General features: G+C 62.8%; 15 protein-coding genes and 2 pseudogenes. 11 read left to right on the top strand and 6 right to left on the bottom strand.

The window, feature by feature from the left end:
- Nucleotides 1–28: 28 nt before the first annotated feature.
- Genes FJ973_RS08625 through FJ973_RS08610 form a run of 4 tightly spaced genes read right to left on the bottom strand, consistent with a single transcriptional unit; the run spans nucleotide 29 to nucleotide 5,411 of the window.
- Nucleotides 29–1,900: an ABC transporter ATP-binding protein gene (locus tag FJ973_RS08625; RefSeq protein ID WP_140499617.1), complete on the bottom strand. Its 1,872-nt coding sequence runs from the start codon at nucleotides 1,898–1,900 to the stop codon at nucleotides 29–31.
- Nucleotides 1,897–2,811: an ABC transporter permease gene (locus FJ973_RS08620; RefSeq protein ID WP_140499619.1), complete on the bottom strand. Its 915-nt coding sequence runs from the start codon at nucleotides 2,809–2,811 to the stop codon at nucleotides 1,897–1,899. The genes FJ973_RS08625 and FJ973_RS08620 overlap by 4 nt, the downstream gene beginning before the upstream one ends.
- On the bottom strand, nucleotides 2,811–3,800 hold the full coding sequence (locus FJ973_RS08615) for an ABC transporter permease (protein ID WP_140499621.1): 990 nt from the start codon (nucleotides 3,798–3,800) through the stop codon (nucleotides 2,811–2,813). Before FJ973_RS08615 ends, FJ973_RS08620 begins: the two co-directional genes overlap by 1 nt.
- Nucleotides 3,801–3,857: 57 nt before the next feature.
- Nucleotides 3,858–5,411, bottom strand: a complete 1,554-nt coding sequence (locus FJ973_RS08610) for an ABC transporter substrate-binding protein (RefSeq protein WP_140523193.1) — start codon at nucleotides 5,409–5,411, stop codon at nucleotides 3,858–3,860.
- Between the two features lie 471 nt (nucleotides 5,412–5,882).
- Between FJ973_RS08610 and FJ973_RS08605 the strand changes: the two genes are divergently transcribed.
- The 5 genes and pseudogenes from FJ973_RS08605 to FJ973_RS31290 all read left to right on the top strand — a co-directional run.
- Nucleotides 5,883–6,647 carry a DeoR/GlpR family DNA-binding transcription regulator gene (locus FJ973_RS08605; RefSeq protein ID WP_140499625.1) on the top strand — a complete coding sequence of 255 codons (765 nt, stop codon included), beginning with the start codon at nucleotides 5,883–5,885 and terminating at the stop codon, nucleotides 6,645–6,647.
- Nucleotides 6,648–6,779: 132 nt separating this feature from the next.
- Complete coding sequence (locus tag FJ973_RS08600; RefSeq protein WP_140523191.1) at nucleotides 6,780–7,865, top strand: phosphotransferase; 1,086 nt, start codon at nucleotides 6,780–6,782, stop codon at nucleotides 7,863–7,865.
- 9 nt (nucleotides 7,866–7,874) lie between these two features.
- Nucleotides 7,875–8,810, top strand: a complete 936-nt coding sequence (locus FJ973_RS08595; RefSeq protein WP_140523188.1) for a choline/ethanolamine kinase family protein — start codon at nucleotides 7,875–7,877, stop codon at nucleotides 8,808–8,810.
- A gap of 221 nt (nucleotides 8,811–9,031) precedes the next feature.
- Nucleotides 9,032–9,290, top strand: a pseudogene (locus tag FJ973_RS31295) (IS110 family transposase); the annotation flags it as partial.
- A gap of 148 nt (nucleotides 9,291–9,438) precedes the next feature.
- Nucleotides 9,439–9,672: pseudogene (locus tag FJ973_RS31290) on the top strand (transposase); the annotation flags it as partial.
- Between the two features lie 91 nt (nucleotides 9,673–9,763).
- Here the strand turns inward: FJ973_RS31290 and FJ973_RS08585 are convergent.
- Nucleotides 9,764–10,360 (bottom strand): TetR/AcrR family transcriptional regulator, encoded by a 597-nt coding sequence (locus FJ973_RS08585; RefSeq protein ID WP_140499631.1) that lies wholly within the window; start codon nucleotides 10,358–10,360, stop codon nucleotides 9,764–9,766.
- A 123-nt stretch (nucleotides 10,361–10,483) separates the two neighbouring features.
- Between FJ973_RS08585 and FJ973_RS08580 the strand changes: the two genes are divergently transcribed.
- Both FJ973_RS08580 and FJ973_RS08575 read left to right on the top strand, forming a co-directional pair.
- Nucleotides 10,484–11,683 (top strand): RidA family protein, encoded by a 1,200-nt coding sequence (locus FJ973_RS08580; RefSeq protein ID WP_140523185.1) that lies wholly within the window; start codon nucleotides 10,484–10,486, stop codon nucleotides 11,681–11,683.
- Nucleotides 11,683–12,840 (top strand): Xaa-Pro peptidase family protein, encoded by a 1,158-nt coding sequence (locus tag FJ973_RS08575; RefSeq protein WP_140523182.1) that lies wholly within the window; start codon nucleotides 11,683–11,685, stop codon nucleotides 12,838–12,840. Before FJ973_RS08580 ends, FJ973_RS08575 begins: the two co-directional genes overlap by 1 nt.
- A gap of 6 nt (nucleotides 12,841–12,846) precedes the next feature.
- Here the strand turns inward: FJ973_RS08575 and FJ973_RS08570 are convergent, their stop codons facing one another.
- Complete coding sequence (locus tag FJ973_RS08570; RefSeq protein WP_181165404.1) at nucleotides 12,847–13,608, bottom strand: IclR family transcriptional regulator; 762 nt, start codon at nucleotides 13,606–13,608, stop codon at nucleotides 12,847–12,849.
- A gap of 122 nt (nucleotides 13,609–13,730) precedes the next feature.
- Between FJ973_RS08570 and FJ973_RS08565 the strand changes: the two genes are divergently transcribed.
- The 4 genes from FJ973_RS08565 to FJ973_RS08550 are packed head-to-tail and all read left to right on the top strand — an operon-like array spanning nucleotide 13,731 to nucleotide 16,591.
- On the top strand, nucleotides 13,731–14,402 hold the full coding sequence (locus FJ973_RS08565) for an amino acid ABC transporter permease (protein ID WP_140499639.1): 672 nt from the start codon (nucleotides 13,731–13,733) through the stop codon (nucleotides 14,400–14,402).
- Nucleotides 14,399–15,049: an amino acid ABC transporter permease gene (locus FJ973_RS08560; RefSeq protein ID WP_140499641.1), complete on the top strand. Its 651-nt coding sequence runs from the start codon at nucleotides 14,399–14,401 to the stop codon at nucleotides 15,047–15,049. The genes FJ973_RS08565 and FJ973_RS08560 overlap by 4 nt, the downstream gene beginning before the upstream one ends.
- Nucleotides 15,036–15,767: an amino acid ABC transporter ATP-binding protein gene (locus FJ973_RS08555; RefSeq protein WP_140499643.1), complete on the top strand. Its 732-nt coding sequence runs from the start codon at nucleotides 15,036–15,038 to the stop codon at nucleotides 15,765–15,767. The genes FJ973_RS08560 and FJ973_RS08555 overlap by 14 nt, the downstream gene beginning before the upstream one ends.
- Before the next feature lie 35 nt (nucleotides 15,768–15,802).
- On the top strand, nucleotides 15,803–16,591 hold the full coding sequence (locus tag FJ973_RS08550; protein ID WP_056570895.1) for a transporter substrate-binding domain-containing protein: 789 nt from the start codon (nucleotides 15,803–15,805) through the stop codon (nucleotides 16,589–16,591).
- Nucleotides 16,592–16,612 lie beyond the last annotated feature (21 nt).

Raw genomic sequence — 16,612 nt, 5'->3', positions numbered from 1 at the left:
CCCAGGACGGTCAGGGACTGCGCCGCTGTTACGGGCCGCTCAGATCGACCGCCGGCATCAGCCTTGGCGCCGACAAGCCGGCCTCGACGAGATGGCACGCGGCGTAATCCACGTCGCTTCGTTTCAGCAGCGCCGGATCCTCCGTGACGCAGCGGTCAAAAGCGAACGGGCAGCGTGTGCGGAAGGTGCAGCCGGAAGGAATGTCGATGGGGTCCGGCGGCTCGCCTTCAAGGAGATAGGTCGCCGTGTCGTAGGGCTTGTGCTCGATCGCCGGAACCGCACTGAGCAGGGCTCGCGTGTAGGGATGGCCGGGATCGAAGAACGTCGCCTCGTTGCCGGCGAGTTCGGCGATGCGACCGAGATACATCACGGCCACGCGATTGCAGACGCGGCGCACCATGCTCAGATCGTGCGAGATATAGATGTAGGTCATGCCGTGGCGGGCCTGCAGACGCTCGAAAAGATCGAGCAGCTTGCCCTGTTCCACTTGGTCGAGTGCCGACAGCGTCTCGTCGAGGATCAGGAGTTCCGGGTCCAGCACCATGGCGCGGGCGATGTTGACGCGTTGCCGCTGGCCCGCACTGAGCCCTACCGGCAGTTTGTCCGTCAGCTCGGGGCGCAACCCCACCTCGTTCATCGTGTAGGCGACCTTCTCGCCGATCTCCTTGGCGCTCATTCCGCCATGGATGCGCAGCGGTTCGGCGATCGTCCGGCCAATGGCCAAATGTGGCGGGATGGCGTTGTAGGGATCCTGCAGCAGCAGCTGGAACCGACGGCGCAGATCAAGCAGCTTCTTTCGGCCGAGATGCGCGATGTCCTGGCCCTTGAACAGGATCTGGCCGCGATTGGGTGCTTCGAGGCGGCTGAGTAGACGCGAAAGCGTCGACTTCCCGCAACCGGATTCGCCTACGATGCCAAGATTATCGCCTTTGTAGACGTCGAACGAGACGCCCCGGACGGCCTGGACAACCCGGTACGCAAACAGCCTCTCACGGTCCTTGGTTGCGTAGGAACGGTAGACGTCGCGGACCGAAAGGATGATTTCGCGTGTGTCGTCCTTGGCCAAGCCCGGCGCGGCGGTGACCTGCTCGGCGCCCCAGATGCGCGGCACGCTCTTGATGAGGTTGCGCGTGTAGTTGTGCTGGGGTTCGTCGATCAGTTTACGGGTCTGCTGGCACTCGACCACGCGGCCATCGGCGAGCACGAGGACGTTGTCTGCGATCTCGTTAACCACACCGAGCGCCGAGGAGACGAAGATGACCGCCGTGCGAAAATCGCGCTGGAGATCCCTCAGTAGGCGAAGAATCTGGGCGGCGACCGTCACGTCGAGCGGCTGCGTGATGTTGTCAGCGACGAGCAGGTCAGGGTTGGTGACCAGGGCATCGACAATCAGCACGCGCTGCATCATCCCGCCGCTGAACTGGAAAGGAAATTCGTGAAAGCGCTGCGCCGGGGAAGGAATGCGGACCGCGTCGAGGACACGAAGCACGCGCGCCTTGGCTTCCGCAGTCGAAATGCCCGGCTCGACGGCGCGCAGCTTCTCGATGATCTGCTGTCCGACCGGGATGGTCGGATCGAGTGCGCTGCCAGGGTCGGAGCCTATATAGGCCACCTTGCGCCCTCGCAATCTCTGCATCTCGGCGGGCGCGAGATCGAACAGGTTGCGGCCATGGTAGGCAATCGTCCCGCCGGTCACGACCAGCGGCGGGCTTATCCAGTTGACGAGTGCGCGCGACAGGACGGTCTTACCCGAGCCGCTTTCACCGATGATGCCGAGGACCTCGTCCTGGGAAACCGAGAGATTGACGTCCTGAAGAACAGCGCGCCTTGCGCCGCCTGGCAACGCTAGATCGACCGACAGGCCCGAAATCTCGAGAATGCTTACACTCTCCCCGCTCATAGGACACCTTGGAGTAGCTTGTTGCGGGAGCGCTCAAGGGCACCGCCCATGAGGTTGATGCTGCACAGCGATATCGCCAGCAGCAGGCCGGGAATGGTGGTGATCCACCACGCATTCAGGAGATACTTGGTGCCGTCGGCGATGATCGTCCCGAATGTAGGCGTGGGCGGCTGGATGCCGATGCCGATGAACCCGAGGATGGCTTCGAAGATCATCATGCGCGCGACGTCGAGCACGGCGACGAATGCGATCGGGGGCAGGATGTTCGGCGCGATATGCACCAGCAGTATCCGGACGTCCGATGCGCCGAGGATCTTGGCGGCGCGCACATATTCCTTGCGCCGCTCGGACATGGTGACGCTACGCGCCACGCGTGCGTAGCCTGGCCAGCCCGCGAGGATGAAGACGAGGATGACCGTCAGCGGCGTCGGCCGCGTCACGCCGAGGATGGTGATGGCGAGGATGATCACCGGGATCGACATCTGCGCATCCGTGATGCGCATCAGGATCAGGTTGGTCCAGCCGCCGACATAGCCGGCCACCATCCCGACCGCCGAACCTAGAACGAACATGCCGATGACGCTCGTAATGCCGATCATCAGGGCGTTCCGCAGGCCGATCAGCGATCGGGCTAGAAGATCGCGGCCCAACTGGTCGGTCCCTATGAAATGAGGCCAGACCGAACCTTCGGCAGGCCAGGGCGGCGAGAACTTGAGGCCGACGTTGAATTTCGTCGCGGAAAGGCCGAGCAGCCCCGGCGCGGCGACCGAGAGCAGGATCACGGCGATGAAAATGACCGCCCCGACCCGGAACTCCGGCGTCTTGAATGCTTGAAGGAAGATATTAGCGCCGAGGCTTCGGGCTTTTGGGGGAACGCTGACTTCCGCGTCGACGATGGTGTGTTCGGACATCAGTACTGGAGCCTTCTGTCGATCGTGGTCGATGCGAAATCGACGAGGATGTTCACACCGACGAGCCCGGCGCAGGCGAAGATCGCGATCGCCTGGATGATCGGGAAATCGCGCTGGAACACCGCATTGATCATGAGCAGGCCGATCCCCGGATAGTTGAAGAGGTATTCGACGACGAACAGCGAGCCGAGGATCAGGCCGACCGCCTGGATGCCCAACACGTTCAGAAGGGGTATCCCGGAGTTACGCAGAACATGCGCCGAGATCATGCGCCGTCGGGTCAGCCCGCGGATTTGGCCAACATAGACATAGGGCTCGAGGAGGTTGGAGGAGACCGAAACCGAGAGCGACCGGACGATGATCGGAATCAGTTCCACCGCCAGGACCAAGGCCGGCAGGATCGCATAGGTCCAGTTCTCGTAGCCGATTGCAGGTAGCCAGCCAGTCCTGGCCGACAACAAATAAATGAACACCAGTCCGAGCCATACATTGGGCAGCGAGACGAGGACCGAACTCAGGTAAAGCGCGAATCGGTCGGGCGCCCTGCCCGCGTTAAGGCCGGCCCAGATGCCGAGCGGAACCGCGATCGACAGTGAGATCAGGAAGGCCAGGCCGGCCAGCAGCAGGCTGTAGGGCAATGTCGCGCCGATCAGATCAATGACCGGCGCCCGGTTGCTGGCATCGAAGGTCGATTCGCCGCGCGAACCTCCAGTGCTGCCGCCCTGGGCGCTGCGCACGAAGGATCGGCCGAAATCGCCGCGGACGATCTGGGTCATATACCGCCCGAACTGGACGATTATCGGATCCCGGAGGCCGAGCTCCTTGGCCGTCTGCTCCGCCACGGACTGCGAAACCATCGGGCCGAGCATCAGCCGCACGGGGTCGCCGGGCACCACGCGCAGCAGGGTGAAGATCAACAGGGCGATGCCCGCCACAATGATCACGCCTTGGGCAAGACGGCGAACGAAGAAGTCTATTGCAAAAAGCATAACGGCAGGCTCACGAAGGAGCAGCGCCGCCGGATGGCGACGCTGCTGGGCCAAAGGTTAGACGAGATCCGCCTTCGACAGGTCGATAGGTCCGTAGGGCAGGTAGACCGCGCCTTCAAGGTTCTTGGCGGCGCCGTGGAAGGTGAGCGCAGAGAACAGTGAGAAGCTTGGGACTTTCTTGGCCATCGTCGGGAAGGTTTCCTCGGTGAGGATCTTCAGCCGCTGTTCCGGATTGGGCGCGTTGCGCTCCTTGTCCAGGACCGCGTCGATCTCGGGATCATTGATGCCCGAAATCAGCGCCGCGCTGGAGTGCCAGTTGGGCCGCAGGACGAGGTCCGGCTCAGGCGACGGCGTCATCCAGCCGACGTCGCACATATGGCCCTGGCCCTGACCGTCGGCGCGGCGATAGATCGCCACTTCCCAGGCCGCTGGCTCGAGCACCGTCAACTGCACGTTGAAGCCCTGCTCCTGGAGCATCGCGGCGATCAGTTCGCCATACTCCTTGGTCTTGGGATAGAAGCCGATCGAAGTGATATATTCGAGCTGCGGCAGCCCCGCCCCGTTCGGGAAGCCGGCTTCGGCCAGCAGACGCTGCGCTTCCTCGGGATTGTAGTCTGGATATCCCTTGATGTCGGTGAAGCCGAACTTCATCGGGGAGACGTAACAGCTTGACTCGAGCGCCGCTTCGCCCATCAGTTCGAGGATCTGCTTGCGATCGATCGAATGGCATGCCGCCAGGCGGATGCGCGGATCGTCGAAGGGCGCCTTGTTGCAGCGAAAATGCAGATATTTGTTCTCGGTCGTGAGACCCTTGCGAGTGGTGACCTTCGGATTTCCGGCGAGCGATGCGTACTGTTCCGGCTCGAGACGTTCGGCGATGTGGTACTGGCCGTTCAAGAGGCCGAGAACCCGCGTGTTGGCATCCGGAACATAGGCATAGACGACCTCATCGATCTTCGGACGCCCGCCGAAGAAGTCGTCATAGGCGTGAAGAATATTTTTGTCGCCGTTGGTCTCGACATACTTGAAGGCGTTCGTGCCGTTCGGACGCTTTTGGAGAATCTTCGGATCAGCAACATCCTTCGCCGAGAGGATCGGGATCACGCTTGAAATAAACCACCAAGCCGATGCCGGATAGCCGTGCTTCTCGGTGTGCAGTCGCACCGTAAGGCGATCGACAATTTCGACATCGACCTTTCCGGGGCAAAAGGAAGCCGCCGGGCGGGCCGGGTCGCAGGAGTATTCGAGCGTCGCCTTTACGTCCTCGGCGCTGAATTCCTTGCCGTCGTGAAATTTCACGCCGTCGCGCAGCTTGAACTCGAACGTGTTGGTGTCGATCAGCTTCCAGCTTTCCGCCAGCGCGGGTTCGAGCAGGTCCGCCTCGCCGTCCCGCATCGGGGCACGCGTCAACGCATTGAAGACGAACTTTTCGAAATTGCCCTGACCAAGGGTCGTGTGGGAAGTCGGATCCCAATTACCCGTGACGGGCCCCATCGACGCGAGCACGAGTGACTTCTTGCCCTGCGCATTGGCCGGCACCGCGAGCTTGCCGAGCACGCCGGCCACGCCAAGCGCGCCCGCGCCAACCATAATGTCTCTACGCGTAATCATTGATCCTGTTCCCCTTTTTGTATCGGCGGTTGTTTTGCCGATGTGCGGTTTAGTTTTCTAGGACCCGCTCGGCGCCGGCCCGTTGAACTCCATCCTTCGACCTGCAGCATGGCACTTATTCGCCATTGCCAGACGAGCCTTCCAAATCCTGACTGGACGCCAGATCCATCCTCAAACCGATCCAATTTCTCAAAACACACAAATCGGTCAAAAACACCAATATCGACACATTTGCCTGTGGTCAAGCGCGGCTTGGCCTACTCTCGGCGAGTGCCCAGTCCCGAACAGGTCTAAATCTCAAGGCTGTTAGACCCTAGGACTGTTGAGCGACTAAGACGGATTTGACTGGTTTGAGCATGTCGACTAGCTTGGCGCCGGGATTTTCGGTCTTCCGGCATCTCGCAGTGTTCGACGTGCTCGGGGATATGTTAAGTCCGGAAAGACCCAAATGGTCACAGGCAGATTCGGTCCATGAGATTTTCTGAGTTTCGCCAGGAAAAAATCCTGGAAATACTGCGCGCGAATGAGCGCGCGAGTGTCAATCTGCTCGCCGATCGCCTCGAAGTCAGTCCGGAATCCATCCGGCGCGATCTGCGTCTACTCGAAACAAATGGCTTGGCTCGGCGCGTCTACGGCGGTGCGGTACTGACGCCAAAAGAGGGGGACAAGCCGTTTGGCGAGCGCAGCCGGGTCAATGCGCCGGAAAAAAACTTGATCGCCGAAAGGGCTGCCAGCCTTATCCAGAACGGTATGAAGATCTTCGTCAGTTCGGGAACCACTACGCTGGCCTGCGTGAAGCACCTTGACAAGCATGCAGACCTGACGATCTTCACGAACTCCATCGCCATTGCGGCGCATTTTTTCTCCCACGGCTGGGGCACCAGTGTCCGCGTGCTCGGCGGTCCGATGGTGCCGGAATATCAGGCCACATTCGGGCATTCTACCATTACCGCGCTGAAAGGGCACAGGTTCGACCTGGCTTTGATGGGTGCCAGCGCCGTCCATGTCGATCACGGCTTCATGGGCTTTGGTGAGGACGAGGTTGCACTGCACGATGAGGCGAGGCGTCAGGCCGGCACCACCGTCATGGTAGCCGATCGATCGAAGTTCGGACGCTTCGGCTCGGTTCGTGCATTCGGCCTTGCCGACGCCCAACATGTCATCACCACTAAGGGTGTCGGCGAAGAATTCGTCCAGCGCTTCGCCGAACTGGGCGTCGACCTCATCCGCGTTTAAGTGCATCTCGGCGCCGATAGGCACGTCGGCACTTTACTCACGCCCGCATAGATATAGCATTGCGTTTCCTGCTGGCGCGCCTGTCCCCCGCTCCCTTTCGTGGACGGGCCGTCGCTGGTCGGTTGTGCTTGCTTGGATTACAAGGGTTCCGCTGGCTTCATGGAAATTGGTCTGTCGCGAAAGGGTATGGATCGCCGCATCGGCCCGATGGACATTCATCGTCTCCCGTCCGCAACAAAAGAAGTCCGTTCCCTTTTTGCGGATGACCTCACGGCGCCGGCCGACCTCTGTCTTGTGACGCCCGACGAGCCCGCCTGCTCTGGTGCCGGACCGCAGCTGTGCAGATCGGCACAGGAGATGGAGCCGGGCATTCTCGTCCCGTCGCATCGTGGCGTGGACAGCACCCGCCTGCTTCTGTCGGTCGATGGCCAGCATCCGTCGCTCCTGCTCAAAACCATTCAGCCCGACCAGCGCCGCTTCATCGATGCGGCCGCATCCTTCGATGCGCAGCGCAAAGCGGCCGGCCTCGGCTGCGCGCCCAAGATCCTTGCCATCGATGCGCGGCGCGCGACCTGCATCATGGAATATCGCGACGGCTGGGCGACCGCCCGTGTCAGCGACCTGAAAAAGCTGGACGTCCTCAATGAGGTGATAGGTGTTAAGCGCAGGGTCCACGGCGGACTGCGCTTCACGATCCCGGTGTCGCCGTTCGACCGGATCCGCGCGCTGAAGCAGGAATGCGATCGGCTCGTGGCCCAGGCTCCTCCCGACCTTCCGGTCCTGTTCGAGCAGGTTTTGCGCTTTGAGCGCATGATCGCCGCATCGGGGGTCGACAGTGTGCCCTCCCATGCCGACGGCCTGGCCTCGAACATCCTCATCGGGCCGGATGGTCGCATCGAGCTCGTGGACTTCGACGGTGCCGGCAACGTCGACCCCTATTATGAGATCGGGATCCTGATCAACGAGGTTTTCGAAGACGAGAAGGACTTCCTCCCGGCCCTCGAAATGTTCGAAGGCACGCCGAGGCCGGCAAGTCTCCGTCGCGTGCGTCTCTACGCGATCGCCGACGATCTCGCATGGGGTCTCTGGGGTCTCGTGATGGACGCCACCTCGCAGCGCAAGGATGTCGAGTTTTACCGCTACGGGTTCTGGCGCTTCATCCGCTGCCGCGCCGCGCTCGGAAGCCTCGATTTCGGCTCGTACGCCCGAATGCTCTGAGAACCCTTCATGGAACGGAAGTGCGGAGAAGGCCAATCGGCCTCCGAACTGGCATTGGAAACAATGCTTTCCTTGGTACCCCCATGGCAGGGCAAAGACATCTTTTACCGGCCAATCTTCGGGGGCTTTAGCAATTCTAACTGGCACGTCAGGATCGGAGGTGAGCGTCAGACGTTTTTCCTTAAGATGCCAGGCCCCGGGACCGAGAAGTTTATCGATCGGAGCGCTTCGCTCGAGGCCGGCAGGCGCGCGCACGAACTTGGCATCGGGCCTCGGATCTATAGTGATCTCAGCGACCGCGGCGTGGAAATCAGCGACTTTGTAGAGCGGTCTCGTCCCTGCACCACCCGCGACTTCCACTCCGCCGAGATTAGGGCGCCCACTATTAACTTGTTCCGCACCTTCAACAATTCTGCCCCGCTTCGCTTAACCAAGACCCTGTTTGACATGATCGATGAACATATCGTTCAATTGCGTGAGCTCGGGGCGGCATTCCCGCACGATTTTCCTACCATTCACATGAAGTACCGCACCGCTCGCGCCGCGCTGGAAGCGTCAGGACTGGACATCGTTCCTTGCTGCAACGATCCGGCACCAGCTAACTTCCTGCTGACTGAAGACAGGATCCTGATCGTCGACCTCGAATACGCGTCGAACAACGACCGCTGCTGCGATCTCGCCACCTGGTGTGGGGAAATGGTCCTGAGCGACGTGATGCAGGATGAGGCGATCGAATGTTATTTCGGTCGCGTCGAAGCCAGCACCAAGGCGCGCATGTTTGTCTACCAGATGCTGGGCGACTTGAAATGGTCGCTGTGGTGCATGGTCCAGAACATTACCTCGAGCATCGACTTCGACTTCTACAAATACGGCGTGTGGAAGCAGATGCGCCTGCGCTCGACCCTTCAGAATCCATATTGGGACCGCGCCCTCACGTCCCTGTAGGAGCCCGCCAGCTTCTGGCTCGAGGCTTCCCTTGCCATTCGAGGATTGTTGCTACATCTGGGCAGTGGAGGCCACCGGTGGAATGACTGCTTTCTGCGCTGAAAGCAGACCGTCAGCTTCGTTGTTGGCCACAACCGCGGGAGCCTCGGGTTTGCGCAATGTTGCGAGTGCCAACGCCGGAGGAGGAAGACCGTGGCCGGTTGAGCAGAGTGGGCAGATTAATTAATTGCGAGCAGGGAGTCTCGAAGTCCGGCAATCCTAGGCTCCGGCCGACGCTTGTCTAGGTTGCGTGGGTCTGGGTGCCCCATCAACCCAATTCGCACTGAGCCAGTGGTTCAGGGCGCGAGTCATCCCGAATGGTGGCCGGTGCAAGAAGGCGGCATGGTCGCCCTCGCTCGGAAACTGTTTGTTGCGCTGTGGAAATACGTGAATTCCGGAGTCGTTATAGAAGGAGCTCTCCTGACGAAACCATCAGCATAGAGTAACCGCCCGATTGTCACCGCCTATTCCTAGAGCGCCTCCGAGACGCCTTCGACGCCGGCCAGCTTCGCTTCTTCAGCGATCTCGCTAGCCTGGCCGACCCTGCTACTTTCTGCGCCCAACTGGCTGGACTGAAGCGGATCGAGTGGTCGTTTACGCCAAGCCCCCGTTCGGCGGTCCAAAACAGGTCCTCGCCTACCTTGGTCGCTACACCTACCGCGTCGCCATCGCCAACAGCCGCCTCGTGAGCCTGGATAATGGAGTTCTGGTCAGCTTCCGCTGGAAGGACTATCGCCACCACGACAAGTCCAAGCACAAGCTCATGACCAAGATCACACTTGCGGGGCTGATTAAGCCAGCAACCGAGAATGTCTCAAGGTAAGCCGAGCAGACGACCAATTCTTCAGACAGAATGTCAGAGGAAGCGAGGCTCACTGCTATAACATGGGGTTTCACATTGTCGTTTCGGTGAGTCAGATTTGGATCATCCGTATCAGGCTGCGATAGGTCTTCTCCAACGCGTCAAAGCCACCTTCGCCCAGTGTAATTGGCGCGGCGTTGTCGGCGATCGCCGCGAACAGCAGCGCGGCGTCGCCGGGCACGACATTCGGCGACAACTCGCCGCGCCGGCCCGCCGCCGACAGCGCGCCGGCAAACAACGCCGAGAGCTCCGCGCTGAAATGGCCGAGCATCTTCTGGCCGTCGGCATCAAGGAGGTCGGCATCCTGCCGCAGCCTCGAAATCAGGCTCCAGTTTTGCCCTTCTGTGCCGGCTGGGTTGAAATGCCGGAAGCGGGCGCGGCTGTAGGCGATCATCGCCTCGACCTGCTCCTCGAGGCTTGACCCCTCATGCGACCAGACAGCCCGCAAGCCGCTCAGCGTCGCCTGCATGTAGTCGTCAAGCACCTCGTCGACGAGCGCCTGTTTGTTGCCGAAATGATAGTGGATGTTGGCGCGCGTCGTGCCGAGCGCCGCCGAAATATCCCCGAAGCTGGTGCCGCGATAGCCGTGGCGCACCAGAAGCTCCAGCGCCGTATCCTTGATCGCCTGTCTGGTGTCGGTCTCGTCCATGCTTCCATCATAGCCAAATGCGTTGGCCGTGGACGCCGAAGCTTTGCTGCATCCCCAGCATTTGACGGAACACTGACTTGCAGGTAAGTAAGTAGAAAATCAGCGGGAGGATACGTGGTGCGGATGCGGACATTCAGCGATATCGAAGGATCGGCGCCGCAGGCCGTCCGCGCCGGTGACCTGGTCTTCATCGGCGGGCTGATGGCGACGGACGTCAGCGGCAATATCGTCGCAACCGGCATAACGGGTCAGGCGCGCGTCATTTTCGATCGGCTGGCGGCCCTTCTCGCCCAGGCCGGCGCCGGCATGACCGATGTGGTCAAGCACAACATCTATTTCAGTTGCAAGGCCGATGCCGTGGGCGCCTTGCTCGACGAACTCGATGCCGTGCGCGCCGGCTGTTTCACCGCTCCCGGCCCGACCACCACCGAAATCCGCTGCGGCCTCGACCGCGAGGGCGCGCTGCTGATGGTCGACGCCTGGGTGGTGATCGGCGGCAAGCGCGAACTGCTCGACCCCCCGGGTCACTGGCGCTGGCGCAGGGAGCTGCCCTTCGTCCATGGCTGGAAGGTCGGCGACATGCTGTTTGTCGGCGGCCAGCGCTCGCTCGATGCCGAAGGCAATGTGCTCGGGCTCGGCGACATCGAGGTGCAGACCGACGAGGCCTTCCGCAACCTCGACACCATGCTGCGGTCGGGCGGCGGCGACCGCCACAGCCTGATGCGCCAGAACACCTATTTCCGCTTTTTCGGCGAAGGCCGCGAGGTCACCGACTACTGGGAGAAGATGACCAATGTGCGCCGCCGCTACATGTCGGTGCCTTCGGCGGCCGGTGCCGGACTGCGCATCCAGGGCATGGGCAATGCCGGCGAACTGATCCAGGTCGAGGGCATCGGCATGCTCGGCGACGACAAGCAGCGCCTGCAGCCGGCCAACCATTGGGACTGGAGCATTCCCAACACCCAGTTCACGCAAGGTTGGAAGATTGGCGGGCTCGCCTTGATCGGCGGCCAGATCTCGGCCGACAACAAGGCGCAGGCCGTCGGCGACGACATGGAGACGCAGACCCGCAACGTCTTCGAGTTCATCCGCCGCACGCTGGCCGAAGGCGGGCTCGACGAAAGCGACGTCGCCAAGCTCTATATCTACTATCACGCCGAAGGCAGCTGGGCCGGGATCGAGGCGACGCGCGCGGTGATTGCCCGCGTGCAGCGCGAATTCTTCCCCGAGCCCGGTCCGGCGGTGACTGCGATCCGCGTCGCCGGCTTTGCCTTCGAGAACCTGCTGATCGAGATCGAGGCGATGGCGGTGACGCGAGGCTAATGTCGAAACACGATTTCACCGCCGCCGAATTCGCCGATCGTCTGGCGCGTGTCCGCGCCGCCATGGCCGCACGCGACCTCGACTGGCTGATTGCCGTTCACCCCGCCTCCATCCATTGGCTGACCGGCAGCGACGCCAAGAGCTACCAGGAATTCCAATGCCTGCTGGTCGGCGCGCGCAACGAGCCGCTCGTCGTGCTGACACGCCAGGGCGAAGTGCACGAATTCGAAACGGATTCAGCTGCCGACGAGGTGCATGGCTTCGGCGGCGGCGAGAACGAGGATCCGGTCGCGGCCTTCGCCGACGTGGCGCGGCGCCACGACGTGCTAGGCAGGCGCGTCGGCCTCGAAGTGCCGGCCTACTATCTTCACCCACATCATTGTCTCGGCCTTCGCGCCGTCATCGGCGATACCTTGCTTGCCGAGGCGACGGAACTGATCGCCGGCCTGAAGCTGGTGAAGTCGCCGGCCGAGATCGCTTATATCAGGCGCGCGGCGGCCCTTGCCGACCTTGGCATGGAGCGTTTTGCCGGCGAGTTCGCGGCGGGCCTGTCGGAACTGGCGCTGGCCGGCACCATCCACGAGACCTTGCTGCGCAACGGCAGCGGCATCGCCGCCAGCCCGATCAACCTCGTCTCCGGCCCGCGCTCCGCCTACAGCCACGGCGCGCCGACCGCGCGCCGGCTTGAACATGGCGATTTCGGCAATCTCGAATTCGGCGCCACCTTCAACCGCTACACAGCCACCATCGGCCGCAATTTCGCGCTGGGCAAGCCGACGCCGCGCATGGCCGAACTGCACGACATCGTGCTGCGCGCCGGCGACGCCATGATCGCGGCGATTCGCGACGGCGTGCCGGCAACCGTGCCGCACCAGGCGGCCCGCGCCGTCATCGGCGAGGCCGGGCTCGAAGCCTGCCGTGTCCACACGTCCGGCTATGCGCTGGGGCCAGGCTTTCCGCCGAGCTGGGCCGAGCCGCTGCACATGATCGGCGACAGCCCGCACATGCTGAAGGCCGGCATGGTGGTCACCATCGAGCCGCCGGTCTATATCGGCGCCGAAGGCCTTGGCGCCCGCATCATCGACAATGTGCTTGTCACCACGGCCGGTGCGGAGGTGCTGTCCCGCACGCCGCGCGACATCATCGTCGCGGGCTGAGCCTCCCTACCCTCCAAGCTCATGCGCGATCTCGGCACAAGCGAGCTTCAGCCGCGCCAGCATGGCCTCGAAATTGGGCGCGGCGCTGCGTCGGCTGACCGCCGCCACCGTCACGCAGGCCACGGCGCGCCCGTCGCCGGCGATGATCGGACAGACGACGTCGGTCACGCCGATGATGTCGCGGCTCTCGTGGATGATGGCGCCGCGCTCGCGCACCGCGTCGAGTTCGGCGGCGAGCGTCGTCGGGTCCGGCGGCTCACGCATCAGCATCAGGCATTCGGCGATCATCCGGTCACGCACGGGCTTGGGCTGGAACGCCATCAGCACCAGGCCGGAATGGGCATCCGCCAGCGGCCGGCGATAGCCGAGCTTGAGCGAGAAGTTCATGTCCGCCCCGCCCGATGCCGCCGCGATGATGACGGTTTCACCGCGATGCGCGACGACCAGATGCGCCGCCTGGTGCACCTCCTCGGCGAAGCGCTCGACGATGGGGGCCGCCGTGCTGACCAGGTCGCGGGCGCGCGCCGTCTGCATGCCAAGCCCGAACAGCTTGTTCGACAGCATCAGCCCCTCGCCGCCCTCATCGCGCTGGAGGTAGCCGCGCGCAAGCAGCACATGGACCATGCGGAAGATCTCGTTCTTCGATCGCCCCAGTTCCTCGGCGATCTGGCGCGTGCCCATGCGCTGGCCGGCATTGGCCAGCAATTCGAGGATATCCAACCCCTTTTCCAGGGCCGGCGCGCTGTAATTCAGCTTGTCGTCCGTCATTTGCATCCGCTTCATAGATGACGCTTGACGTCACATATGAAGCGACGATAGCGTGGTGTCCAGCAAATCCGAGCGGAAAATAGCGATCTGCCTGGAGTTGCATAGGGGGACGCTCTACTTCCATGAGCTATAATTTCAAATTTGATGTCCTGCTGCGCTATATCCCCGAGATTGTGCAAGGCGTGCTGCTGACCTTGCAGTTCTCGGTCGTCACCATGCTCTGCGGCCTTGCCATCGGCTTGATCGTCGCCATGGCCTCGATCAGCCCGCTGATGCCGCTGCGCGCCTGCGCTCGCGTCTATGTCGAGGCGCTGCGCAACACGCCGCTGCTGGTGCAGCTGTTCATCGTCTTCTTCGGCCTGCCTTCGATCGGCATCAAGCTTGGCGCCAACACCGCTGCGCTGATCGCGCTGTCGATCAACATGGGCGCCTATGGCGCGGAGATCCTGCGCGCCGGTTTCCAGTCGGTGCGCCAGAGCCAGGTCGAGGCTGGCCGCTCGCTCGGCCTCACCGCCGGCCAGACCTTCCGCCATGTCGTGCTGTTCCAGGCGGTCAAGACCATCTACCCGGCGCTGGCCAGCCAGTTCGTGCTGATCATGCTGACCACCAGCGTCGTCTCCTCCATCGGCGCCACCGAGCTGTTCCACCAGGCCGCCTTCATCGACTCGCGCACCTACCGCTCCTTCGAGACCTACACGCTGATCACCATTTCCTATCTCGTGCTGACCCTGGGCTTCCGGGCCTTCTTCGCCGGCGTCTACTGGATGGTCTTCGTCAGGAGGCCGCGCCGATGATCCGCGAATTTGGCGGCACCGATATCGTCTACCTGATCGAGGCCGCGCGCTGGACGATGCTGCTGGCGCTCACCGCCACGGTGGGCGGCGGGCTGCTCGGCATCGTCGTCGCCGTCCTGCGCGTCATCCCATTCAAGCCGCTCAACTGGCTGGCCATCGCCTGGATCAACCTGATCCAGGGCACGCCGCTACTCGGCCAGCTCTTCGTCTTCTTCTTCGGCCTGCCGCTGATCGGCCTCTCGGTCGACGCCTGGACGGCGGCGGCACTTTCCCTGTCGATCTACGCTTCGGCCTTCTTCGGCGAGATCTGGCGCGGCAGCCTGCAATCGGTGTCGCAGCGGCAATGGGAGGCGGGTGCCGCGCTCGGCCTCACCTACGCGCAGCGCCTCGGCCATGTCGTGCTGCCGCAGGCGATCCGCATCTCCGTCGCGCCGACCGTCGGCTTCCTCGTCCAGTTGGTGAAGAACACCTCGCTCACCGCGCTGATCGGCTTCGTCGAACTGACCCGCGCCAGCCAGATCATCAGCGGCGCGACCTTTGCCCCGCTGCCGGTCTACCTCACCGCCGCCGCCATCTATTTCGTCATCTGCTTTTCCCTCTCCCAGCTCGCCCGCATGCTGGAAAGGAGACTTCATGTCGCTCGTTGAAATCGCCGATATCCGCAAGCGCTTCGGCGCCATCGAGGTGCTGAAGGGCATCTCGCTCAACGTGGAAAAAGGCGAGATCGTCGCCGTCATCGGCCGCTCCGGCTCGGGCAAGTCGACCATGCTTCGCTGCATCAACGGGCTGGAGAAGGTGCAGGCCGGCCGCATCGTCGTCGACGGCATCGACGTCACCGCGCCCAGGGCCGACCTCAACCTTCTGCGCCAGCGCGCCGGCATGGTATTCCAGAGCTACAATCTGTTCCCGCATCTCAATGTCGAGCGCAACGTCACGCTGGCGCTGAAGCTGGTGCGCAAGCTCGACACGCCGGCCGCCCGCGAAGTCGCCCGCGCCGTGGTCGCCAAGGTCGGCCTCGCCGACAAGCTGCTTGCCTATCCCGACGAATTGTCCGGCGGCCAGCAGCAGCGCGTCGCCATCGCGCGCTCGCTGGCCATGCAGCCGACCCTGATGCTGTTCGACGAGATCACCTCGGCGCTCGACCCCGAACTGGTCGGCGAAGTGCTGCGCGTGCTCGAAAGCGTCGCCAGCGAAGGCATGACCATGATGCTCGTCACCCATGAGATGAACTTTGCCAAGAACGTCGCCGACCGCGTGATCTTCATGCATGAGGGCCGCATCCACGAGGATGGGCCAGCGCGTGAGACCTTGCTCGAGCCTCGTACGGCCGAACTCAGGAGCTTCCTGAGCGCCGTCCTTCACTAGGAAAAGAAAGTCCAACCAGAAAAAGGGGAAGTTCCATGTTCAAGCATCTCACCAGGATCGTCACAGCCGTGCTCCTGGCCGGCGCCGTCTCGGCAATGCCGGCGCGAGCGGCCGACCTGCAGAAAATCCTGTCCGCTGGCACGGTGCGCATCGGCGTGCCGATCGACGTGCCGCCCTTCGGTTCGGTCGACGCCAAGAACGAGCCGGTCGGCCTCGATGTCGACATGGCCAGGAAGATCGCCGAGGCGCTGGGCGTCAAGCTCGAACTGCAGCAGATCACCGGCGCCAACCGCGTGCCCTATCTGGTCACCGACCGCCTCGACATCGTCATCGCCGCCATGGGCGCGACGCCGGAACGCGCGCTGCAGATCGCCTTCACCTCGCCCTATGCGGCGCTTTCGATCGGCGTCTTCGGCCCCGACAGCATCACGGTGAAGAGCCCGGCCGAGCTCAAGGACGAGACCATCGCGGTGGCGCGCGGCACGACGCAGGATCTCGAACTGACCAAGGCCGCGCCCAACGCCAAGATCGTGCGCTTCGACGACGACGCCACCGCCGCAGCCGCTTTCACCTCCGGCCAGGCGCAACTGCTGGCCACCGCCGATGTCGTGGCCAAGGATTTGATGGACAAGGACGCCAAGGTGCAGCTGAAACCCAAATTCATCCTGCAATTCTCGCCCTGCTACATCGGCATCCAGCAGGGCAGCCCGGAGCTGCTTCGCTGGCTCGACACCTACATCCATCTCGGCATGCTCGACGGCTCGCTCTCGGCGCTGTCGCAGAAGTGGATCGGCACCACGCTGCCGACCCTGCCGCCGATCTGACTTCTTCGGCGGCGGGGGCCT

Origin of the sequence: Mesorhizobium sp. B2-1-3 (assembly GCF_006442495.1) — a bacterium.
Lineage (GTDB): Bacteria > Pseudomonadota > Alphaproteobacteria > Rhizobiales > Rhizobiaceae > Mesorhizobium.
This window is presented reverse-complemented; position numbering and strand designations above follow the sequence as displayed.